General features: G+C 44.1%; 22 protein-coding genes and 1 tRNA gene. 6 read left to right on the top strand and 17 right to left on the bottom strand.

Features of this window, described 5'->3' with window-relative positions:
• Positions 1 to 66: 66 nt before the first annotated feature.
• The 8 genes from BKM01_RS05850 to BKM01_RS05815 form a co-directional block, all read right to left on the bottom strand.
• Positions 67 to 1,998, bottom strand: coding sequence for a hydantoinase/oxoprolinase family protein (locus BKM01_RS05850; RefSeq protein ID WP_072358628.1), 1,932 nt, complete (start codon positions 1,996 to 1,998; stop codon positions 67 to 69).
• 438 nt (positions 1,999 to 2,436) lie between these two features.
• Entirely contained in the window at positions 2,437 to 3,234 is a 798-nt protein-coding gene (locus BKM01_RS05845; protein ID WP_072358626.1) for an energy-coupling factor transporter transmembrane component T family protein, read from the bottom strand.
• Positions 3,224 to 4,015: an ATP-binding cassette domain-containing protein gene (locus tag BKM01_RS05840; protein ID WP_084006246.1), complete on the bottom strand. Its 792-nt coding sequence runs from the start codon at positions 4,013 to 4,015 to the stop codon at positions 3,224 to 3,226. The genes BKM01_RS05845 and BKM01_RS05840 overlap by 11 nt, the downstream gene beginning before the upstream one ends.
• Positions 4,012 to 4,836 carry an ATP-binding cassette domain-containing protein gene (locus BKM01_RS05835; protein ID WP_072358622.1) on the bottom strand — a complete coding sequence of 275 codons (825 nt, stop codon included), beginning with the start codon at positions 4,834 to 4,836 and terminating at the stop codon, positions 4,012 to 4,014. The genes BKM01_RS05840 and BKM01_RS05835 overlap by 4 nt, the downstream gene beginning before the upstream one ends.
• Complete coding sequence (locus tag BKM01_RS05830) at positions 4,833 to 5,381, bottom strand: biotin transporter BioY (RefSeq protein ID WP_072358620.1); 549 nt, start codon at positions 5,379 to 5,381, stop codon at positions 4,833 to 4,835. Before BKM01_RS05830 ends, BKM01_RS05835 begins: the two co-directional genes overlap by 4 nt.
• 88 nt (positions 5,382 to 5,469) lie before the next feature.
• Complete coding sequence (gene thsA / locus BKM01_RS05825) at positions 5,470 to 7,089, bottom strand: thermosome subunit alpha (protein ID WP_072358618.1); 1,620 nt, start codon at positions 7,087 to 7,089, stop codon at positions 5,470 to 5,472.
• Positions 7,090 to 7,281: 192 nt separating this feature from the next.
• On the bottom strand, positions 7,282 to 8,820 hold the full coding sequence (locus tag BKM01_RS05820; protein ID WP_072358616.1) for a tetrathionate reductase family octaheme c-type cytochrome: 1,539 nt from the start codon (positions 8,818 to 8,820) through the stop codon (positions 7,282 to 7,284).
• 378 nt (positions 8,821 to 9,198) lie between these two features.
• A tRNA-Arg gene (locus BKM01_RS05815) sits at positions 9,199 to 9,270 on the bottom strand.
• A 107-nt stretch (positions 9,271 to 9,377) separates the two neighbouring features.
• Here BKM01_RS05815 and BKM01_RS05810 point away from each other — a divergent pair.
• The 5 genes from BKM01_RS05810 to BKM01_RS05790 all read left to right on the top strand — a co-directional run bounded on the left by BKM01_RS05810 (position 9,378) and on the right by BKM01_RS05790 (position 13,874).
• Positions 9,378 to 10,562 carry a redox-regulated ATPase YchF gene (locus BKM01_RS05810; RefSeq protein ID WP_072358615.1) on the top strand — a complete coding sequence of 395 codons (1,185 nt, stop codon included), beginning with the start codon at positions 9,378 to 9,380 and terminating at the stop codon, positions 10,560 to 10,562.
• 23 nt (positions 10,563 to 10,585) lie between these two features.
• The gene (locus BKM01_RS05805; RefSeq protein WP_157769620.1) at positions 10,586 to 11,245 is read left to right on the top strand and encodes an undecaprenyl diphosphate synthase family protein; all 660 of its coding nucleotides are present in this window, start codon (positions 10,586 to 10,588) and stop codon (positions 11,243 to 11,245) included.
• Positions 11,246 to 11,257: 12 nt separating this feature from the next.
• Complete coding sequence (locus tag BKM01_RS05800) at positions 11,258 to 11,722, top strand: DUF5817 domain-containing protein (protein WP_072358611.1); 465 nt, start codon at positions 11,258 to 11,260, stop codon at positions 11,720 to 11,722.
• Between the two features lie 118 nt (positions 11,723 to 11,840).
• Positions 11,841 to 13,127, top strand: a complete 1,287-nt coding sequence (locus BKM01_RS05795; protein ID WP_072358609.1) for an ATP-binding protein — start codon at positions 11,841 to 11,843, stop codon at positions 13,125 to 13,127.
• Positions 13,128 to 13,874: an MBL fold metallo-hydrolase gene (locus BKM01_RS05790; protein ID WP_072358607.1), complete on the top strand. Its 747-nt coding sequence runs from the start codon at positions 13,128 to 13,130 to the stop codon at positions 13,872 to 13,874. It abuts the gene before it with no gap.
• A 3-nt stretch (positions 13,875 to 13,877) separates the two neighbouring features.
• Here BKM01_RS05790 and BKM01_RS05785 read toward each other — a convergent pair whose 3' ends face one another.
• Together BKM01_RS05785 and BKM01_RS05780 are read right to left on the bottom strand one after the other, a co-directional pair.
• Complete coding sequence (locus BKM01_RS05785; protein ID WP_072358605.1) at positions 13,878 to 14,789, bottom strand: DUF5803 family protein; 912 nt, start codon at positions 14,787 to 14,789, stop codon at positions 13,878 to 13,880.
• Positions 14,790 to 14,859: 70 nt separating this feature from the next.
• Entirely contained in the window at positions 14,860 to 16,776 is a 1,917-nt protein-coding gene (locus BKM01_RS05780) for a sodium:solute symporter family protein (RefSeq protein ID WP_072358603.1), read from the bottom strand.
• 137 nt (positions 16,777 to 16,913) lie between these two features.
• On the opposite strand from BKM01_RS05780, the gene BKM01_RS05775 reads away from it, so the two are divergent.
• Positions 16,914 to 17,681, top strand: coding sequence for an SAM hydrolase/SAM-dependent halogenase family protein (locus BKM01_RS05775; RefSeq protein ID WP_084006245.1), 768 nt, complete (start codon positions 16,914 to 16,916; stop codon positions 17,679 to 17,681).
• Here the strand turns inward: BKM01_RS05775 and BKM01_RS05770 are convergent, their stop codons facing one another.
• The 7 genes from BKM01_RS05770 to BKM01_RS05740 all read right to left on the bottom strand — a co-directional run bounded on the left by BKM01_RS05770 (position 17,682) and on the right by BKM01_RS05740 (position 22,089).
• Positions 17,682 to 18,656, bottom strand: coding sequence for a radical SAM protein (locus BKM01_RS05770; protein WP_072358599.1), 975 nt, complete (start codon positions 18,654 to 18,656; stop codon positions 17,682 to 17,684).
• Positions 18,657 to 18,748: 92 nt separating this feature from the next.
• Positions 18,749 to 19,060: a 50S ribosomal protein P1 gene (rpl12p, locus tag BKM01_RS05765; protein WP_072358597.1), complete on the bottom strand. Its 312-nt coding sequence runs from the start codon at positions 19,058 to 19,060 to the stop codon at positions 18,749 to 18,751.
• Positions 19,061 to 19,089: 29 nt separating this feature from the next.
• The gene (locus BKM01_RS05760; protein ID WP_072359582.1) at positions 19,090 to 20,124 is read right to left on the bottom strand and encodes a 50S ribosomal protein L10; all 1,035 of its coding nucleotides are present in this window, start codon (positions 20,122 to 20,124) and stop codon (positions 19,090 to 19,092) included.
• Positions 20,124 to 20,765 (bottom strand): 50S ribosomal protein L1, encoded by a 642-nt coding sequence (locus BKM01_RS05755; protein WP_072358595.1) that lies wholly within the window; start codon positions 20,763 to 20,765, stop codon positions 20,124 to 20,126. Before BKM01_RS05755 ends, BKM01_RS05760 begins: the two co-directional genes overlap by 1 nt.
• A 126-nt stretch (positions 20,766 to 20,891) precedes the next feature.
• The gene (locus BKM01_RS05750; protein WP_072358593.1) at positions 20,892 to 21,380 is read right to left on the bottom strand and encodes a 50S ribosomal protein L11; all 489 of its coding nucleotides are present in this window, start codon (positions 21,378 to 21,380) and stop codon (positions 20,892 to 20,894) included.
• Positions 21,381 to 21,428: 48 nt separating this feature from the next.
• A complete protein-coding gene (locus BKM01_RS05745; RefSeq protein WP_072358591.1) occupies positions 21,429 to 21,887 on the bottom strand; it encodes a transcription elongation factor Spt5 in 459 nt (152 codons plus the stop codon).
• A 4-nt stretch (positions 21,888 to 21,891) separates the two neighbouring features.
• Positions 21,892 to 22,089, bottom strand: coding sequence for a protein translocase SEC61 complex subunit gamma (locus tag BKM01_RS05740; protein ID WP_370448644.1), 198 nt, complete (start codon positions 22,087 to 22,089; stop codon positions 21,892 to 21,894).
• Positions 22,090 to 22,221: the final 132 nt, after the last annotated feature.

The following is a 22,221-nucleotide window of genomic DNA, read 5'->3' as shown; positions in this document are numbered from 1 at the left end:
ACCCCCGACAAAAGGGTAGTATCCAATAATATATCAACCTACTGAAAAAGAAAAAAAGAGACCTTTTCAGGCCTCTTCATCTATCAGGCGGGTACCGACTCCCATAACCCTGATTTTAGTTTCCATTGGGAAATTCCAACCTTCCGGCACAATCTCATCCTTTTTGACGTCAATTTCCACATGATCCGGATCCAAACCGGCGTCTTCCATGTATTGCATTATCATGGATTGTCCTGTTTCCCTGGCGTATGAAATAGCATCATTATATTCATAGAAACTCTGTCGCCCTTTTTCGGAAAATACGTAGAATTCCCAATCAGGAGCTGCCATGGAAGCAGGTCTTATAAGGAAATCAACCCTCCTTACACCTTTGGCTGCTAGGGCACCTGTGGCATTACCGACATCTGAATATTTTGGTACAATGATCTCGGCATCCAGGATACTTCCAAGTATATCCTTATAAGCAACCACAGGTCCACCGATAAGAACAACCGGGATATCAACCTTAAATTTTGTAGGACAATCTATATCGAATATTTTACGAACCTCTTCCCTTGGAATGCCTTCCAGGAAGAAGGAAATCAGGTCTGAGGCCATATTCTTGGCAAAGGTTTCCTTGACATATCTGGCAAATTCCTCCCCGGTTCTTTTACACAGGGAACCCAGATATTCAGCACCTACCTCAGCTGCCTCCACATTGCGGGCGGTATAATCACTCAGTACATGCAGAGCGTCCGTGGGAGTAAAACCAATACATTGTACAAGCCTTTTCTGAATAAGGCTGTCCAGAATTCGGGTTGAAGGATAGCGGCCCATGCGACTGCGTAACTCCCGCAGAGAAGTAGGACTACTAGAGATGGAATCAAGCAATTCCTGCTCCAGGTCATTAAGGCCCATGGCTTCATATTCAGTACGTGTAAAAAAGGTCGTAGGCTGGAAATTCATGCCGATCAAAGTTTTGGTTGGCATGGGATTGATCTTGAGAAGTTCCAGGAAATCGGGATAGAGATCCGCTGCCCTGCAAAGGGGAATTACACGTCGCGGTCCGATATTCAATTTACCATCCTTTACCCATATGTGACTGTCACCACCCATTGCTGAGGTTTCCATCTTAATAGCCTTGACACGGGTCTTCCATCCACCGACAACCGCTCCCATCTCACTCATTTCAGGAACGCCGTCTTTTATAACGGATATATCGGTACTTGTACCTCCCACATCAATAACGGCGCATGAATCGTTTCCTGTCAAAAAGGAAGCTCCTACAAGACTTCCCGCAGGTCCCGAGAAAATAGATTCAATCGGCTTTTCCAGTGCACTTTTTATACCTATAACAGAGCCATCGCATTTGAGCATGAATATCTTCGGACTGATTCCCCTGGAATTTACATCCTTTTCCACAGTGGACATGAATCTTTCTGTGATGGGCAATAGCTGAGCATTGAAAAAAGCAGTCGTTGCTCTCTCAAAGGCACCCAGGTCCTGAGAAAGTTCGTGTGCACATACTACAGGAAGACCTGTCGCTTCACGGATTATTTGCTTGGCCCGAATTTCATGGTCAGGATTACGAATACTGAAAAAGGAAGAGATTGCAAAAGCTGCAACCTTGTCCTTTATTTTCACCGCAAAGTCCCTGACTCCTTCCTCATCCAGGGGTTCTTTTTCCGCACCATTATAGGTATGACCACCAGCAACTTTTACATAATGAGGAGTCGGAAGTTTTTCCTTGAGATCATAATTTCCGATCAAAAACAAGCCAACTGGGAAACCCGTTCCTTCAAGGATCGTGTTTGTAGAAAGGGTTGTTGATACGGAAACTATCTTTACTTTCTTGAGTTTTTCCTGGTCGAGACCATCAATTGAGTTTTTTATCCCATCCAGGGGATCGGGATATGTTGTAAGTGCTTTATTTGAATCAAGAATACTATCAGTGTCATCATCCAGAAGAACAGAATCGGTATAAGTTCCTCCAGCATCTATTCCCAAACTGTATACCATGCCGGAACACCTCCAATATATTAGCAATTTATATGTACAAATCGGCTAAATTGAGTTATAAAAGGTTCCATAAATTCACGGCTACATAAAGATACCGCATTATCCTATCGGCGTGAACATTCTAAATAATGGCTTATGATAACGAAAATAGGAACACGAAGTATCGAAAAGCAGCCAAATATTTAAAAGAAGAAATAACCTGCCAAAATGTATAAATCTTTGTCTATATATAGATAAAGATGCAAACCATTTAGCAAAGTGAGGGACGGGCAATGAATAAAAAAGAGGATTTTTAGTGGGAAAAATCACCTGTTTCCGAAAAAGAAAAGGAAAAAATCATACCGATCCCACTTAAATCCAATCACTGGACAGAAGAGAAACCAGATATGGATGATGCAGATATTGTTGTAGATGAATTTAAGGAAAGAATTGCCCGCATTATATCTGATAAGAGGGCAAAAGAGTGATATTCAAATTCCAGAAGGCAAACAACAATACAAAAACCAACATAAGGGCCATCCAGTCATATTTATCCATTTTTAACTCAAAAAGGGATGTTCTGTAGTTGCCCTGATAACATCTGCTTTCCATTCCCATAGCTATATCATCCATCATCCTGAAGGCTCCCCTGAGCAAAGGTATCGCCAGTGAGACCAATCCTGAAATCCTTTTTTGTCTTCCCAGACCCCTACACAGCTGTGCCTGATACACTTCTTTCAGGAACCTGTTCAAAACAGGAACCAAATGGATGGATAGGGACATCATGGTGGCAATTTCAAACGAAGTCACTCCTAAGATTTTACCCGGCAGAGGACGAAGTAGCCTTTCAATTCCCGTCGTCATGTGAGCAGGAGAAGTCGTAGCCGTCAGGAGGGAGGCAAATTCTATCAAAAGAATAAAACGCCCCACAATCCTCAAGCCCTCAAAAAGGCCTGCTGATGTAGCAGAAAAACCATACAAATCCATAAAACTATTCCCCGGTACCAGAAATAACTGGAATATAAAAATAAAGATTAAGAAAGGAGCAATTGGACAAACGTTTCGCAGCAGTGCAATCCGCACAGACGAAAGATAACACAAAACCATGAATAATGCAAATAGCAGGACCAGACCTGTAAGATGCAACCTGAAGATCAAAATACTGATCAGCATCGTAGCTATTAGTTTTGTGCGGGGGTCAAGCTTGTGCAAGAAGGAATCTCCGGGAACAAAACTCAAAAAATAATCAGGCGTCATCCACATCTCCGATTTCTAATCTTTCCAATTGCTTGATTGCACTTTCCACTGTAAACGTAGCCGGGTTCACTGGTAAACCTCTTGCATGCAGCCTCTTCATCAAAGCGGTTATAGGCGGTAGAGGAAGACTATCATCCAAAAGGTACTGCTGTCTTTGGCCATCAAAACAAATAATTCCATCCTGCAGGTAGATAATTCGCGGAGCTACTTCAAGCAGTTTATCAAGATGATGAGAAATAACGATGATTCCTACTCCCATATTCTGCAAGGTCTGTATAATATGAGGCAGACGCGTTTTTCCTTTTGTATCAAGCCCTGCAAAAGGTTCATCGAGCACCATATATCGGGGAGACTGGGCGATTATTCCTGCCAAAGACACCCGTTTCTGTTCCCCCCCACTAATCCTGAAGGGAGATACTTCAAGGAGGGATTTATCCAGACTCACTATATTTACTGCCTTGTTGACCTGCTTTTCAATATCCCTTCTATCAAAACCAAAATTTGAAGGACCAAAAGCAATATCATCATAAACCGTTTTTTCAAAAAGTTGCCTGGAAGAATGCTGGAACAGGACACCTACCATTTCCTTTACTTTTTTAGCACGAGATGGATAACCATCGATTTGCACAATACCATTGTCCGGTTCTAGCAGACCAACAAGCAGACGCAACAAGGTTGATTTACCCGTACCTACAGGCCCCGTCAAGCCCACGATTTCACCGGGTTTTATGCACATGGATACATTTTGTAAGACTATGTTTTGCCCGTATGAAAAATTCAATTTCTTGACTTCAATTGCCAGATAGATTCCTCCAGTGTATTAACATCAGGGTTTGAAACATCGATCTCCTTCAGACCATTCTCCTGCAGCCACAGGGCAAGTTCAGTTAGAGGAGGAATTGAAATACCGGGGTTTGACACGGCAGGGGAATCAAAAAACAAAGAGGATTTGCCATCATAAACAACCCTGCCCTTTTCAAAAGCTATAACCCTTTCAGCAAGATGCACTTCCTCCAGATTGTGAGTGACCATTATTATCGTCTTGCCCTTTTCATGAAGTCTTGCGATTGTTGAAAGCACCTGTTGTTTTGAAAAAGGATCCAGCATGGAGGTTACCTCGTCAAATATCACACATTCAGGCTCCAGGACAAGGACGCCTGCAAGGGCTGCAAGTTGCATCTGTCCTCCACTTAATTCCAGAGGAGATTTACCAGCCAGATGGGATATACCCAGATCAGAAAGAGAACTATCCGTTTTGTTGCGGATTACTGATGAAGGACAGGCCAGGTTTTCAAGACCAAAAGCCACATCTTCCTCCACAGTGGCACCTACGAACTGGGTGAGAGGATTCTGGAAAACCATACCAATTTTCCTGCGTATATCAGTCAGATTGGAGATAGTGCGTGTATCCATACCCCGCACTCTCACCATACCTTCATCCGGCAGCAGTAAACCATTCAAATGCCTGACAAAAGTAGACTTACCACTACCATTACCACCTACTACAGCAACGAATTCACCGCTGTCAATAGACACATTGACGCTGTCAAGAACACGTTGATTTTCCTTGAAACCAAAACTTAAATCTTCAATCTCTATCATACCAAAGATTCCGTCTTAAGATAGCGATAAATAATGGTCGCAGCAGCAATCTTGATGGCAGCGCCGGGAATAAATTGAGCAACACCTAATGCAAATGTTTCCTGTGGACCCAGAGAGGCCACATACATCAGCTGGAAGTAGCCGGGAACGTAAATAGCAATCATACCGACAAGGAAAATGGCCACCACACCGGCAATGGATCTATTCTGGAATTTCTCAAAGAGGTAACCAATTACAAGCGCTGCCAGAATAAAACCGATGATATAGCCCCCCGAGGGACCCACCAGCACACCAAGTCCGGAGCTACCACCTGAAAATACAGGTAATCCGGCAATCCCGAGCAAAACATAGATGACCATACTCAGCATACCCCATCGAGCACCCAGCACCGCCCCTGCAAGAATTACGAATAAAGTCTGCAGGGTAAGAGGTATCAACCCCACGGGGATACTGATATAAGCACCCACCGCAGTCATGGAAGCAAAAAGGGCAGCATAAACCATTTTCCTGACGGAAGAATCGGATAAATTATTATTGTTAACCATAAACCATAAATGGTTAACAGTATTTTTAAATTTTACCCCGGAAATAAATTACATTGAAAAAAATAGAAGGTGGTATAACCACCTTATCTTACATATCCATGTCCATATCAGGCATTTCAGGTGCTGCCTGATTGGAGTGAGGGGATGCTGCAACAACGTCATCAATTCTAAGAACCATGACAGCTGCTTCTGTTCCGGCGTTAATTGCCTGTGTCTTGGCACGGAGTGGTTCGATTACATCGTTTTCCCACATGTCAACAATTTCACCGGTATATACATTAAGCCCCATTCTCTTGTTGCCTTCTTCGTGCTTGGAACGCAGTTCAACAAGTTTGTTTATTGGGTCATAACCAGAGTTTTCAGCAAGGGTCTCAGGAATTACTTCAAATGCTTCTGCGAATTTGGCAACTGCAAGCTGTTCCCTGCCACTGAGGGAAGATGCATATTCACCAAGGCGCATGGAGAGTTCTACTTCCGGAGATCCGCCGCCTGCAACTACTTTACCATCTTCCAGAGCCACAGCGACTACATGAAGAGCGTCGTCAATTGCATGCTGGAGGGAATCTACAACGTGCTGGGTACCACCGTGAAGGATTATTGAAACTGCTTTCTTTTCCCTGCATCCCATGACATAGGTCATCTTGTTGCCTTTTATGTCACGTTCTTCTACAAGATTTGCAGAACCGAGGTCATTAGCAGTAATTTCATCGATATCCTGAATATTGGTTGCACCGGTGGCTTCACAGATACGATCCAGATCGCTCTTTTTAAGCCTCTTGGCGGCATAGATGCCAGCTTTTTCGAGGTAGTATTGTGCAAGATCATCGATTCCCTTCTGGCAGAATACAACATTTGCACCGGAATCCAGGATCTTGTCGGTCATCTGTTTGACCATCTTTTCTTCCTGATCCAAAAACATCTGCATTTGATCCGGGGAAGAGATCTTGATCTCGGCATCCATCTCGGTCTTTTTGAATTCAACCGGGACACTGAGGACAAGGATTTTTGCATCCTCGATCTTTTCGGGCATGTTGGGATGTGTGCGGGCTTTATCAAGAACAAGGCCTTTTACAAGTTTGGATTCACCAACACTTTCACCAGCCTGTTTTTCGATCTTGATGTCACTTACATCTGCAACATAGCCATCATCCGTTTCTTCTCCTATGAGAGATACGGCTTCAACGGTAAGCTCTGCAAGCATTTCCTTGTGAGATTCTGCACCTTTTCCGGTAATTGCGGTGTTTGCCACTTTTTTGAGGGCTTCAGTATCGTCACGGGAAATATCTATACTTATACTTTTTACGATTTCAACCGCCTTTTTGGATGCCTGCCTGTAACCTGTTGCAATAATTGTGGGGTGTACACCTTTCTTGAGAAGTTCCTCTGCTTTGGAAAGGAATTCACCGGCCAGTACGGCTGCTGTGGTCGTACCGTCTCCGACTTCATCATCCTGGGTCTTGGCCACCTCAACGATCATTTTGGCCGTGGGGTGTTCAATGTCCATTTCCTTGAGAATGGTTGCACCGTCATTGGTGATTACCACATCACCCATTGAATCCACAAGCATCTTGTCCATACCCTTGGGACCAAGGGTAGTACGGACTGCGTTGGCAACTGCCTTGCCTGCCAGAATATTGTTGCTCTGGGCATCTCTGCCCCTTGTTACCTGACTTCCGTCTGCTAAAATGTATATCGGCTGTCCTGCCAAAATTTGACCTCCTTATATAATTATGATCCAGTAAATTGCATCACGAAAAGAGCACTATGTACTCTCAACCTGTTCGTTCTAGATGATTGAACTTCTATATAAACGTTGCTTGAACGATTGAGAAAAAGAGTATAACATTTACAGTCGATAGGCACAGATAAAGTAGTATCCTATAAAAAAGGGAGGGGTCAATCAGCGGCGACCCCAGAGAATGCTTACAACAAGAAGCATGCCTATTCCCAGGAATATTCCAAACCCGGGTACAGCTTCGGACGATTCTTCTCCAGCTTCGGACGCATCCTGCTCCACAGATTGCCTTACATCTTCAACTTCTTCAGCAAAACGCTCTCCTACAAGCATTGGATCTCCTTCATAACCAAGAGTTTCGAAATCCATCATACCTGTCTCGAGGTGACAATCGCTACAATCAAGAGAGTGCTCAGCTGGTGGAACCTCATGGTTAATGCTCTCATAAAGGGATGTTTCAACGAATTCATATTCACCACTATAAGGCATATCTACATACTCCATTCCAGAAGCTGAGGCCTTATCCCAATCATATGTGGCCCAATAGGAATTTTCGCCACCAAACAAATCAGGTACTATCAGGTATTTATACTCAGAATCACTGATTTGTTTTGCCCTGTGAATCTTGAAGGGATAAATCTGTGAATCTGCATCATCCCTTGAACCCAGAGGTGCATTCATGACAGTCACCCCATCAGTGTTGATTTTATCTCCCAACTTATAGAGAGCTGAAGTTCCATTGTACCAGGCATAACTTGGTGTCACATTCTTTTCCCAAACAAAGGAACCTTTTTTCTTGTTATAGGTAGCTTTACCATATTCATCCGTTGGTACAGGATCGATATCCTGCCCTGCCTGAGACCAATCCCAGTACATCTTGGTAGGCACCTCACGTGCATATTGAGGAATATGACATGTCTGGCAGGCAATTGCATCAACGTGGTCGTCCAGACGTTCCTTATATTCACCAGCATGAGGAGTCTGGCCGTGACAATCGGAACATTGCACGCGACATTCACTATCTGGCAGCCCGGCAAACCGTCCGGCTACATTATGGTCACTTGTTTCATGGCAATTCTGGCACTTGAAATCCAAAAGACCCATGTGCACATCTAATTCTGGAGATGGGTCACTGAGTGCAGAAGACATGTCACCATGTTTCACATTATCTCCGCCACCACCATAAAAATGGCAGTTACCACCACATGTATCCCTGGTGGGAGAACCTACACTTTGAGCAACCTCTGTAAGATCAACGGAAGTGTCTACGGCACCTGCGCCTGTTGGAATCTTGTTATATGTCCCTGTATTATCATGGCACACCAGGCAATCGATGTTTGATGCATTGTTAAAATCAAAAGTGTCATCTTCCCAGCCATAACCGGCATGACACGAAGTACATCGTGGTTCATTGGACGCAATGGCCACACAGAAATTATTTATAACTGTTCTTTTACCCATGTTCTTATAAGCTTCTATCTCCCCACATTCACAATCACCGCAACTGGTCCATAACCAATGGGTTGAATTGAGCATGTCCTTTGCCTGTGGTTCATGGCAACCTATACACTCCTCCGTCACCTCGGGTCCACTATCATAGGGTCCTGTAAGAAAACTATGGTTAATTTCAGCTGCACAGCCAACACCAGAGAGACAAATAAGTGATATAAACAGAATGAAAATAACCTGCCCTCTCATATACATACAAACCTCCTTTATATATAGCAATATAGATAGACTATAAAATAAATTAAGACTGATCCTATATAAAGACTGAGAAATGCGGATAAAAAACAGCTATTCAAAAATAAACAAAAATAGTTAAATGACAACTGCGCGGATATCCAGCATTCAGTCCTTCATTCCCTGTGAATATACTGTTTCCACAACCTCTAGATTTTGTACATTAACAATAATTGTGGCAGTATCGACAACATCAGGGTCTTTTTCAGAAATATATAATTATCGACGAGAATCGTATTAGAAATGACAACATAAAAAAACAGATACTCATCAGAGGCACCACCGAGGAGGGTTTAATTAACCCCACACGGAAAAAGTGCCTCCGAAAAGTACAATGTACGTCCCGACTGAGACTTGAACTCAGGTCTAAGGCTCCGCAGGCCCCAAGGATATCCGCTACCCTACCGGGACACTCATTGACTTGGCTTCCTAATTATCTTCTCGAATATAAATGTTTGGTGGTAAAGCGTTAAACCACCAACAAAAGTTAAATCCATCAAGCATGTGATTGATAGAACATGACAATGACTATAGGCCTTGCAGGAAAGCCAAATGCAGGCAAATCAACATTCTTCAAAGCCGCAACCATGGCAGAGGTGGATATCGCCAATTACCCCTTCACCACCATTGATGCCAATCGCGGGGTTACCTATGTTCGCACAACCTGCCCATGCATCGAGCGGGACAAAAGATGTGGTAACTGTGAAGACGGGATACGTTTTGTACCAATCGAGATCATCGATGTGGCCGGTCTTGTGCCAGATGCCCATCAGGGCCGCGGGCTGGGAAATGCCTTTCTGGACGAACTGAGCCAGGCCCAGGCAATCATTCACGTAATTGACGCCTCCGGCGCCACAGATATAGAGGGAAATCCGGGAGACATCGCCAGCCATGATCCCCTGGAAGATATCGACTTCCTCAACCGGGAAATAACCATGTGGATGAAAGGTATCCTGTGTCGCAACTGGGAACGCCTGGCACGCAAAATAAAAGCAGAAAATCTAAAAGTAGAGGAAGCGATTGCAAACCAGCTCATGGGAGCCGGGGTCTGTGAAGAACATGTGAACATAGCAATAGGCCAGCTCGATAAAAGCGAATATATCAAATGGGATGATGAAGATATGTGCCAGCTCTGTGAGTACATCCGATTGCTCAGCAAACCTGTCATCATCGCCGCAAACAAACTGGATGTAGCCCCGCCGGAAAATGTCGAAAACCTTGAAAAACTTGAGATGATAGTCGTACCCACAAGTGCTGCCGCCGAATTGGCCATCCGAAATGCGGCCAGTACCGGAGCAATTGATTACAAACCAGGTAATGAGGACTTTGCCATAGAGAGAAGTGACCTGAGTGAAAAACAGATAAAGGGACTGGAAAAGCTTAAAAGTTTCGTGGTATCCCGCAAACCCCATGGATGCGGAGTACAGGAATGCATCAACCGGGCAGTCTTTGACCAGCTCGACCTAATTGTAGTCTACCCTGTCGAAGATGAAGGGCACTGGACCGACAAGAAAGGTCGCATGCTTCCTGATGCCTACCTAGTCAAAAAAGGATCCACTGCGCATGAACTTGCATACAAGGTGCACACCGACATTGGGGACCGTTTCCTATATGCTGTAGACGGGCGTAGCCGAATGAGACTCGGAGACAAATACGAACTCAAGGACGGAGATGTTATAAAGATAGTCTCAACCGCCAAATGACATCTCAGAAGGAGGGCTTCGGATTGCTACATAAATTATATGAAAAACGTCTCCTGAATAAAATACAACAGGGACAGCAAAATCCACCTTCCTCTATTGCTATAGTCCTGCCTGAAACAGATCTACTCCAAAAGAATAGTAGCCAAAAAACGCTCCAATTCATAACCTGGTGCCAGGAGTTTGACATCAAGAAAATCTATTTTAATGTGGATATTCTGGATGAAAAAGCCGATCTCAAAAACAAGATGATCTACAGATTGGTTCAGGTCATTGAAACAATTTGCACCAAACTGCCCCCTAAAACAGGCTATGACGTATATGGAGAAGACGGCAGTACATTACTCACAAAACCCGGAAATGACCCCAGTATCATTTTTGTACTGGGATATGGAGGAAAAAAAGAGATTACCTCTTCTGTCAGGACAATTCTCTGTGATGTAGAAAAAGGAAAAATAGAACCCGAAGATATTGATGAACAAATTCTGGAATCCCATCTGACAATAGAGGGAGAACCGGATTTGATAATACGCTCGGGAGGAAGACATCTTTCAGATTTCCTTATATGGCAATCTGTCTATTCAGAACTGTATTTCACAGATATTAACTGGAACCATTTCAGAAGGATTGATTTTTTGCGTATTATCAGGGATTTCCAGAAAAGGAAACGCCGCTATGGAAAATAAGGAAGTGTTTACATGGTAGCCTATGCTGTAATTATTTGCACCAAATGTCGCTTGCAATGCCAGGTTATAGAAGACCGGAGTCAAAAAACCATAAAATGCCAGAGATGTGGTGCAACCTTGCAGTTTCGTAAATTGAGGAAATTCCACAGGACAGAAATACTCGATGAAGCAATAGCGGCACGCACATCTCTTCAGGCACAGATACAGGGATCCGATTCAAAAAAAGTCAGCCAGATACTATCAGATGCAAGCGTTGATCAGCTCCAGCCAAGTCCGCCTACTCAAAAAAAATCTGCAAATCCTTCTAAATATATCATAAATGCACTTGAAAAACAGGAAAAAATTCAGATCAGACAGCTATTCCAAATGGCTGAAGATGCAGGTTTTGAGAGGGAAAAAATCGAAAAAGCCCTTCAAAACCTGAAAAATTCGGGAGACATCTACACTCCCGGCAAAGGATATCTGAAACTTGCCTGACTTGGAACCTGCAAATAAGGTAGCATAAGTTATATTTAGGGAAAATACATAATAAGGTGGTTCAGACAAACCATTTTCGACCTCCCTTAAATAAAAATCCTGGATGTAAGGTATCAAAATGTCCGACAATACACTTGATATAATAGAACTTTTGTTGACGGCCCAGATATACAACCAGAACCAAGTATTGGATGTCAACGACCTTCCAAAACCCATAAGGAAGCACTACTGGAAAAAAGAGGCCAAAGGAGTACCACGACCCATTCATGTATCCCTCACTGATGTGAGTAAACTGTATGGAGAAAGTGAAACCAAAAAGATGTTAAAGGGCCTTCCCTTTGTAGAAATAGATGAAGTTGGTTACAAAATCAAATTAACTTCTATTGATATGGCCATTAGCTGGTTCGAAAAACAGGACACCTCCAGTCGCATCGAGGAAAATCCTGTACTGGCATATTACTTTGAGAAAGCTGAAAAAGAAGGAGTCAGCTACAGTAAGGCACGAGATAGCACCAAACCCAAGGAAGTAGACAGGGAATGGATAGAATCCCTCAAAGCCGAGGTAATGGAGGAAGAAGGCGGGGAAGATATGCTCAAACTGGCACAGCTCCTGGCCCCGGAAGATATACAGCAGGGCATGTCCGAACTAATCCTTACAAAAAAACAGGAATCCGAAGTTGAAAAGATTGTCAAAGCCATCAAGTTCCGGGATTACCTGAAGGAAATTGGGCTGTACGATGTGGGCAAGGTATTGCTGGTTGGTCCCCCGGGTACAGGGAAAACATCAGTTGCAAGAGCGCTATCCGAAATGTTATCCATTCCTTTTGTTGAAGTAAAATTATCCATGATTACAGACCAGTATCTTGGTGAAACAGCAAAGAACATTGACAGGGTATTTGAACTGGCAAAAAAACTCAATCCATGCATTCTTTTTGTGGATGAATTCGACTTTATTGCAAAAACCCGGACCTCGGATGAACATGCAGCCCTGAAAAGAGCTGTTAACACACTCCTCAAGGCAATCGATGAAATAAGTCTCACAAGGGATGGAGTACTCCTGATCGCTGCTACCAACCATCCTCACATGCTGGATTCAGCTGCATGGAGGAGATTTGATGAAATACTTGAATTCCCATTTCCGGATTATGAGATGAGGAAAAATATACTTGACATTGTCACAAGGCATATCGAAGGAAACTTTGACACTGCAGCGATTGCCGAAATTACAGAAGGTTACAGTGGGTCCGACTTAAGAGTGGTAATCCGGGAGGGTGTTCTGGATGCCCTGCTTGAGGAGCGCCGGGAACTCTGTAACAAAGACCTTCTGGATGCGGTGGAATCATTCAATAATCGTTCACATATAAAATCCGAGAAATACCTCCAGCGGTATGACAGGGTGTCTTAAGTGAAAGTGACATTACTGGGCACAGGAGATGCTCCCGGCACACCTGTCATCGGTTGTAACTGCCCCACCTGCCAGGATGCACAGAAGGGGGGGGAAAGCAACCGCCTCAGATGTTCTATCCTTGTAGAAACCAAGAAGGGTACAATTTTGCTGGACACAGGACCCGACCTGCGCCAGCAATTGCTTGAGCACAACATAAAGCATGTGGACGGAGTTATATGGACCCACGGCCATTATGATCATTTTACCGGTTTTGGTGAATTCCACAGGGTGCAAAGAAAGGTAGACGTATACGGCCTTGCTGAAACCCTTGACTACATCCTGGAATACCTTGCCTTTTTGAAACCCAGAAGAAACGACGTAAAAATCAATGAAACCTTTGAAATTATCGGCCTAAAGGTTACTCTTTTTGAAGTCAAGCACCGGCCGGTGAGCAATCCGGTAGGCGTACTCATAGAAGAAGATGGTAAAAAAGTGGTGTTCACAGGAGATTGTGAGAAGGAAATCCCAAAACAGAGTCTTGAAATGATTGATAGTCCTGACCTTTTAATTGCCGATGCGATTGTACCGGATTCAGATGTGTTGCATATCAAAAAACATATGGATGCAAAGGATGCACTGGAACTTGCCCAAAAAATAAAGGCAAAAGAAGTCGTTTTTACCCATATAAGCCACTTTTTCAAACCCCATTCCATCGCAGCACAGAAATTCCCAATGGGATATGATGGAATGCAATTTGTGATATGAAGATTAACGTTTTTTATCTTTTTTCCATTCTTCTTCTGCAATCCGTATCGTTTCATTCAGTTTTCTACGATTTCGCAGGAAATTCCCAATGACCAGAAGCACGCCTGCACCAAGTATTGATGTACCGATCAGCAGGTTACGGGGGGCATCTTCTGAATAAAATTTGAGATAGAGAGTCTTAAACTTAATTTCTTCTTCCTCTTCTTCGTCGGAAGGCAAGAGACCTTTTGCCAGAGAAGACAATGATGAAGAAGTATCCTGACGTAGATTATTCCAGACAAGTACTTCCCTGCCCTGTTCATCGAAGTACCTGTAATCGGGTGCTGGCTCAACCTTCCCTATAAACTGGTTGCCTGTTGTATACCCTTCTGGAAGGACCACCCTTACAGTGGAAAGATGTGATGGTACATACATGAAATCCTGTCCCATAGGCACTTCCATTGTATAGGCCACAAACCCTGTAAGACTTTGATTGAAGGAAATTACCTGTTTGGTCTGCCCGGACTCGGATTCTTCAGAGAGGGTATAGTCTATCGAATCCATTGGATCTGAGGTGGACAACTGTCTGACTGTTGAAGCTGGATTACCGTTATTTCCTCCCGGTTTGGCCACAATCACAATGTTTGAAAGTACATCAGAACCTGGATTTGTGATATCTTCCAGAGGAACTACTTCAAGACGATTTACATTCTCAAATACATAAACCGCTTTTACAGGCGAATCGGGGGAAAGATAAAAAGTAGTCGTATTAATACCACACTCACATGAATCGTTAGCAATGAACGGGTCCAGTATATACTCCGATGCATTGGTTGTTTCAGCAGCTTCATCAACCGGTACAATGTCATCGATGCAACCACTAAGATAGATGGCTGAAGTGAGTATCAGAAATAGGACTACCACTTGTTTTCGCATTATACTATCCACCGATCGATTATTTAAAAAAGTTATCGGTGTCCAAGAAGGGAAGGGATTGCCCCTTCACTCATTCTTCGACTACCGTAAGGAAAACACCCATGCTTTCAAGAGCTGCAGCAACCTCGTTATAGGCTACATAGAGTTCCTTCTTCTGAACATCCATTTCCGATGCAGGAGGTTCCGAGGCAAACCAGATCTCTTTATCTGTGGTACCACGTGTTATGGATACACAGGAAAGCATGTCCGACTGCACAAGACGATATACTGAATCTACACCTGTAGGAGTTACCCAGGCAACATAAGAAGATCGCAGGGATTCAACGAACCTGTACCAGTTCACAGAAGCCGAACTTTCAAGCCTGACATGCAGATGTGCTCTCTCACCGGCAAGTTGCTCATCGATTCTCTTGAGGAACTTCTGGAATTTGGGATCTTCTTCCTCAACTGTAACTGCTGCTTCAGCTGCCAGGTTTTTTGCTTCTTCCTTGAAGAAAGGAGCAAGATTGACAGCACTGGATGGTTTCGTAAGCAGGGACACTCCGAAAAAGGCAACTGCGCTAAGGCCCATACCAGCAATAACACCATGGTTCATCAGGACCGGGTGAACCGTCTGGAGATATGCAGGAGCCATTGGAGCTGTCATGTAAATATCATACACAATCAGGCTTATCTGGACAACTGCACCCACAATAAGGCCTGCCATGGCACCTTCCTTGGTAGCACGCTTCCAGTAAAGACCTCCCATCAATGGGAAGAAGTAGGAAGCACTGGCAATGTATGTGGCTATATGAATAGCCTCAAGGATACTGGTAATGAAAAACGAACCCACAGTAGCTGCAAGGACTATGAAAAGTACACTGAGCCTGTTAACCGCAAGCATCTGTTTCATGGTGGCATCTGGTTTAATGAAACGCTGATAGATATCACGGGACACACAGGATGCACCGGAAGTTGCAAAGGTATCCGTACAGGACATAGCAGCAGCAGCCAGACCGATCGCACTCAGAGCAATAACCAGCGGAGAAAAGTTTTCAAGCACAAAAACAAGCAATGCCGGTTCTGCCTGGGCCATTCCCATAGGGAAACCTGCAGCCGGTATTTCCGGATAAATGGAACTCAGAGCGATAGCAATTACCGCACAACCTGCAAATACAATTGTTATCAGGAGGGAACCCAAAAGCAGCCCATTACGTGCGGATTTGGAATCACGCGCGGCCCATACTTTCTGCCAGGGGTCCTGCTCGGTGATCCAGCCGGGAACGATTGCAAACAAAAATATCAATACCATCGGGATTCCAATGGACAGCGGGTTCCACCAGCCAGAAGAGACATTGGAAAATAACTCGCCTGCATTTGCAGGGGCATCGACAGCACCACCTGTAGCTGCTCCTACAGCAACGATTGCGATGACTATCGTGAACACAGAGAGGAAAAGGAACTGTACTACATCAGTCCAGACAACCGCACTGAGACCTCCTAAAGTAACATAAACAGAAACTGCCAGAGCAACAATAAGAGCTGCATAAAGTGGATCAAAACCGTAGAATATCTCAAGCACCAGAGCAAAACCTTTGATATCAGCCACTGCAAAAAGGATCATTACAATTGTAATAATAATACCAATGGGCGCCCTGATTGCTGCACTGTAGCGTTGTTCCAGTAATTCCGCCTGGGTAATTGCAGGCAGATTCTTGATCTTCTTCACAAAGATAGCAATTATCAGAAGAGCAAGAATGTTGGGAGCCACAAATCCCCATATCGAACCCATTCCCTGCAGCATAAAGAATGCAATAACCGCAAGCAGGCCTCCTGCCGTCAACCAGGACGCTGCTGAGGAGAATCCTACACCAATCGCCCCGATACGTCTGCCGGCAAGCCAGAAATCGGTTACTGTGTTTTGTTTTTTGGTAAAATACCAGCCTATACCGATCAGTCCAGCTAAGTAGACTGCCAATAAAATCAAGAATAATTGAGAACTTTCCATAATAATACCTCCAATCTTATGAAGATTTACTAAATAGCATCGGCTTATTGATGATACATAGGTGAATTAGTATATAAGCCTTTTAAAAAAAGCCCGCTGGCGACACCCATATAAGTTCCCTGTCAAAACAAAATATTATGAAAATCATTACCCTTACAACAGATTTCAAGAATCTCTATCCTGCCTCCATGAAAGCGGTTATCCTGGACATGTGCGAAGATCCAACATTCATCGACCTGACACATGATATAGAACAGGGAGACATATTATCTGCGGCTTTTGCCCTTTACACCACCACACACTTTTTCCCTTCAGGTACAATCCATCTGGCTGTGGTGGACCCAGGAGTGGGTACCAGCAGAAAAGCCATTATTGTACGAACAGCAAATCATTACTTTGTCGGACCGGATAACGGACTACTTATCCCTGCTGCCCAACGGTTTGGCGATATTGAGGTTTTCGAGATTGAAGAAAAAGCCATGCTGGGCAAGGTATCCAATACTTTCCATGGCAGGGATATATTCGCCCCTACAGCCGGTTTGCTGGCATCTGGCCATGAAGCAGAGGATATAGGCCAGCCCTTAGAAACCTTTGAAGAACTTAGTTTTGGAGAAGTCAATGCAGCTGTGAACAACCTTTATGGTAAAGTGCTCTACATCGACAGTTTTGGAAATGTAATAACAAATATTCCGGCAAAGATTCTGGAAGCCTTTGCCAGACCCACAGAAAAGTTACTCGTGCATGGAAATGTAGCGTCTTATTCCCCGACATATGGTAAAGTACAGAAGAATGAATTGCTGGTCCTCACAGGCAGCCACGGCTTTCTGGAAATAGCTGTCAATGGTGGAAATGCTGCGCAAAGACTGGATATTGCAGGTCATCCTGAAATCCGGATAGAAAAATGATCACATCCATTCATAATGACGCAAAGCCTCCAGATTGTAATCATACAGTAAGCTGTTTTCAGCATAACCGAAGAAAAGGCATTTATCACATTCATTCACGGTTTTTGCCATGGTCGCTTTACTTGCCCTCCAGGCATTTTCCACGCCCTGCCTGACATCAGCAAGGGGTTGGCGATGCACCCTGCATGTTTCCACCATACCATCACAGCCCACATTCAGGATAATATCAGGAGCATGGCATTTGAAAGACGGTTTTCTGTTACGTACCATCTTGAGATAGGTGAGGGAATTAATAATTGGATAGCCCTGTGATTTCATCTCTATCAGTGAATCCAGAGCTCTGCGATATATCTCACGGTCTTTTACCTCCATGTTCTCCCATACATCATCCTTGATATTTTCAAATTCATACAGAGGTTCAAAAGAAATCCTGGCACCAATCTCTGATGCAAAGTACACAAGATCGGTTAGTTCATCCACATTTTTAGAGCTTATAACACAATTCAACAGGACAGGATGTTCCATTATCTCAACACTTTTCCTGATCCCGGGAAGGATGCGGGATATATCGATGCCCCTTATCTCCCTGTAACTTTCCAGCCCGTCTACCGAAATAGAAAGGAGATCAAGGTTTGAAAGATCAGGCAACCGTTTTTCCAGAAGTAGACCATTGGTTACCAGAGAAGTCATTATGCCTTTTGAATGAGCATGTTCCAGAATAGCAGGAAGATCTTCTCGAAGCAGGGGTTCCGTTGTCCAGGCATTGTAGACACCTATACCAAAATCTGCAGCCCCGTCAAGCATTTGGGCAATTTCTTCAAATGTCATCTCCATTTTTTCTTCCTGCCAGTATTCACAGAAAGGACATTGCATATTGCAACGGGAAGTTACACCGTGTGACAGAACATAGGGACGCCTACGTATTTTCATTTGCCATATCGGACGCAGAGCAGATACAATTGAGAAACGGGACATTGACCACATCCTTGTTGGTCAATACAGATAAAGTCGACTGTTTATTCTAAAAAAGTAAAAAGGTGTCCGCCGTAGCGGACAAAGTGAGGAAATTATCCAAAGAGTGCACCAAGACCGGCCATGCCGCTCTCTTCTGCTTCGTCTTCTTCCTCTTCTTCCTCAGCCTCAGCTGCCTCTTCTGTAGCTTCAGCAGGTGCTGCTGCGGGTGCTGCTGCAGGTGCGGCTGCAACTGCTGCGGTGCTCATAGCTTCTTCGATGTCTACATCTTCAAGAGCTGCAATGAGAGCTTTTGCACGTGCTTCGTCTACATCGGTACCTGCTGCCTCAAGGACAGCTTTTACTGCATCTTCAGTAACATCTTTTCCAGCGTTGTGGAGTAAAAGTGCTGCATATATATATTCCATTGTGAATCACCTGTAATTAATCTTAAATCTCATCCGAAAAGTGCTCCAAGACCGGCCATACCGCCCTCTTCTGCATCCTCTTCTTCCTCTTCTACTTCTTCCTCAGCTGCTTCTTCAGCAGGCTGTTCCTCAACTGTTGCAGCCGCACTTTGTGCTGCTGCACCCAGAACAGATTTGAGATCCTCGTCCACTGCATCTTCATTGTTTGCAGATACAGCAGATGCGAGTGAAATCATCTGGGAATGTGCTTTTCCAAGCAGGGAATCCATGATCTCTGGTTCCAGTACTGTTGCATTGATACCAAGGTTCATTGCTTCGGAAGATGCCTTGGAGATCAAAGTGCTGATCGTAGCGGTTGTTGGGTATGCTACATTGACTGCCAGATTGAAAGCCTGTCTGGACGCTGCAGCAATATCGGAGAAGTATTTATCATTGTCAATTGCCAGTACATCGGGAGTAAAGATTGAACCATCTTCGAAAACTGCATGAAGGTCGAGTCCCACTTCTATAGGGAATATTTCAAGCCTTGCAAGCATTGAAGCAAGGTTCTGGGATACTACATTACCCTCTTCTGTAACAACCTTGTTTTCGCTGACTACAACCTTACCGCCATCGATGGATGCCGGGATTCCAGCACTCTGGAGGTCTCCAAGAATGGGACCCGGCGGGAAACTGGTTGGACCTTTTTCCACCTTAATATCCTGAGGAGCGATCGCACCTGCCTTTATTGGCGAAGGGGTCTTGCTCTGCTCAAGCAACTTATAGAGTTTAAAAGGATTCTCATTGGTGAAAATTAGTGCACACTGTTGATTAAGATAATCAATCATTTCAGAACAATCTTTTGAGGAGCCTTCCAGTGCCCTGTTGACAAGAGTGTTCCTGGATACTTTGAGGACTGCCACATCTTTCAGTTCACGTCTCATAGCCTGGAGTTGTTTGGCCGGGATACCTCCCACACCTACAATACCAAACAATGGATATTTTTCTATGAGAGCCTTTATATCCTCTATTTCCTGTTTTTTCCATTGAGGGATATGTTCACTGTGGTGAAGCTCTTCTTCCATCATACCACCCTCAAAGATTTGCCCATTGTGGTTGTAACATATATGGACTTGAGATTCTGTTTCCCTTTATCAAGTACAGACTCAACCCTGTTCACAATGCTTTCAATGTTCTCTGCAATTCTTTCTGCATCCATGTCCCTTCTTCCCACTGCAACGTGGAAAGTGAGTTTATCCTTGGAACGAATACGAATAGAATTCTTAGAGGATCTAATCATGTCCGCCACATTTTTATCTGGCGTAAGTGGGACAGGCATCTTACCTCTGGGACCGAGAATTGCACCAAGGGTTTTACCGATAAGTGGCATGTACTGCACTTCGGCAATGAAGAAATCACATTCATTAGCAATGGAACGTGCGCGACTTTTGTCATCTGCGAGGTCATTAATATCTTCCTCGGTGAAAACATAGTCACAGCCCGCTTCCTTTGCCTGAAGGCCTACTTCACCCTTTGCAAAAACAGCGATCTTAAGGTCCTTTCCAAGGCCATTGGGTAGATAAATTTCTTCATCTACACGATATTTGGGCTGGCTCATGTCAAGGTTTTTTAAATTGATGGCAAGATCCACACTTTCCGCAAAATTGCGCTGTGGGGATTCCTCAAATAACCTTTCGACTGTGTTTAATATAGATTCTTCTACCATACTGTACCTCCCGTAGTGATCATCAGCCGCAAAGGCCTCCTACGGAACGATTTATTGTCATCTATACGGGCTCACCAATATAGGACAATTATTTTTAAACCTATCGGTCAAATGAAATGCATGGGGTTACCATGCTTCAGAGGCAAGTGCCTCATCAAATTTACCTTCATCAATTGCCTTCTGGCAATCCCGGGGATCCATTCCTTCTCCGGTAACTCCCATTGGCACACATGTACCGAGAATTTCCTTGATGCCTGCTTTCATTTCATAGGAAAGGAGGTCGTCCTTTTTCATACGGGCTATCTTGGCAAGCTGAGTGATACTGAGATTTCCTACAATTTCACTGCTACCTTCTTCACCTGCACCTTTGCCTATTCCGGCTTCCTGAAGGACAAGAGCGGCTGTTGGAGGAGTACCTACTTCGATCTCCACACTTTTATCATCGCCCACAATGACCTTTACAGGAACCTGCATTCCATTGTAATCACTGGTCTTTTCATTTATAGTGTCAACAACTTCTTTTATGTTCACACCCAATGGCCCGAGAGCCGGACCCAGTGGAGGACCCGGGTTTGCTTTACCGCCGGGAACCAATGCTTCAACAACACTTGACATTAATCATCACCTTTTAATTTTGATTGAAATAATTATTTTTAATTGGCTTTACTCCTCTTCTTTGCGGAGTATTCTCACTGTATCCCCACGAATAGTGATGGGGATAGGTACCACAGCATCGAAAAGCTCGACAGTTATTTCTTCATGTCCCTCATCAACACGCTTGACACGTGCTTTTTCTCCCTTGAAAGGACCTGAAGTAACCTCTATGATCGCGCCTTCCGTGATTCCTGTGACCGTCGGTTTGGGAGTCAGGAAATGCATGATTTCTTCCATGCTCGATTGACCTTTCACAACAGCCCTTGCGTGGGGAACCGTCTGAATAGCCTGTTCGACCTCACCTGAATTGGAAGATTCTGCAAGTACATAACCCTTAAGCTCATCCGGTGCAAGAAGGGCCCGTATATCCAGATTCTCCTTTTTGGCCACTTTGGCCAGCATTCCGGCAACTGAGCGTTCCTGATTTGCAGTCGTCTTTATCACGAATATAGCGCTATCTTCACTCATAGAGTTACACCCATGTCGGCAATTCGGTCAGCAATATATAGACCACAAAGCCAACAAAGCCGATTGCTACAATCCCTGCACCTGCAACTTTTGAGATCATGAGGAACTCTTCCCGGGCAGGCTTTCTGGAAAGCTTCAGCACCCTGTAATAGGACTTCAGGATCTGGCTGACACTGCGATTGTTCATTGCTGATTTTAATATGTTCTCTGCCAAAATATCCACAACCGATAAACGTTGAATAATTGGTATGGAAGTAGTTAAAGTAAAATTATGCTATAAAACTATAGCGCCACTCACATAACCTTATATGTAAAATACCTTTCGACTGGAGGA

This window comes from Methanohalophilus portucalensis, assembly GCF_002761295.1.
GTDB classification, from domain to species: Archaea; Halobacteriota; Methanosarcinia; order Methanosarcinales; family Methanosarcinaceae; genus Methanohalophilus; species Methanohalophilus portucalensis.
Note: the sequence above shows the minus strand (reverse complement) of the source record. Positions and strands in the feature narration are given on the sequence as shown.

Bases quoted from the DNA above. Each gene is read 5' to 3' on its own strand.
- BKM01_RS05850 (WP_072358628.1), bottom strand. From the start codon at position 1,998: ATGGTATACAGTTTGGGAATAGATGCTGGAGGAACTTATACCGATTCT.
- BKM01_RS05845 (WP_072358626.1), bottom strand. From the start codon at position 3,234: ATGACGCCTGATTATTTTTTGAGTTTTGTTCCCGGAGATTCCTTCTTG.
- BKM01_RS05835 (WP_072358622.1), bottom strand. From the start codon at position 4,836: ATGATAGAGATTGAAGATTTAAGTTTTGGTTTCAAGGAAAATCAACGT.
- BKM01_RS05830 (WP_072358620.1), bottom strand. From the start codon at position 5,381: ATGGTTAACAATAATAATTTATCCGATTCTTCCGTCAGGAAAATGGTT.
- BKM01_RS05820 (WP_072358616.1), bottom strand. From the start codon at position 8,820: ATGTATATGAGAGGGCAGGTTATTTTCATTCTGTTTATATCACTTATT.
- BKM01_RS05810 (WP_072358615.1), top strand. From the start codon at position 9,378: ATGACAATGACTATAGGCCTTGCAGGAAAGCCAAATGCAGGCAAATCA.
- BKM01_RS05800 (WP_072358611.1), top strand. From the start codon at position 11,258: ATGGTAGCCTATGCTGTAATTATTTGCACCAAATGTCGCTTGCAATGC.
- BKM01_RS05795 (WP_072358609.1), top strand. From the start codon at position 11,841: ATGTCCGACAATACACTTGATATAATAGAACTTTTGTTGACGGCCCAG.
- BKM01_RS05785 (WP_072358605.1), bottom strand. From the start codon at position 14,789: ATGCGAAAACAAGTGGTAGTCCTATTTCTGATACTCACTTCAGCCATC.
- BKM01_RS05780 (WP_072358603.1), bottom strand. From the start codon at position 16,776: ATGGAAAGTTCTCAATTATTCTTGATTTTATTGGCAGTCTACTTAGCT.
- BKM01_RS05775 (WP_084006245.1), top strand. From the start codon at position 16,914: ATGAAAATCATTACCCTTACAACAGATTTCAAGAATCTCTATCCTGCC.
- BKM01_RS05770 (WP_072358599.1), bottom strand. From the start codon at position 18,656: ATGTCCCGTTTCTCAATTGTATCTGCTCTGCGTCCGATATGGCAAATG.
- rpl12p (WP_072358597.1), bottom strand. From the start codon at position 19,060: ATGGAATATATATATGCAGCACTTTTACTCCACAACGCTGGAAAAGAT.
- BKM01_RS05760 (WP_072359582.1), bottom strand. From the start codon at position 20,124: ATGGAAGAAGAGCTTCACCACAGTGAACATATCCCTCAATGGAAAAAA.
- BKM01_RS05755 (WP_072358595.1), bottom strand. From the start codon at position 20,765: ATGGTAGAAGAATCTATATTAAACACAGTCGAAAGGTTATTTGAGGAA.
- BKM01_RS05750 (WP_072358593.1), bottom strand. From the start codon at position 21,380: ATGTCAAGTGTTGTTGAAGCATTGGTTCCCGGCGGTAAAGCAAACCCG.
- BKM01_RS05745 (WP_072358591.1), bottom strand. From the start codon at position 21,887: ATGAGTGAAGATAGCGCTATATTCGTGATAAAGACGACTGCAAATCAG.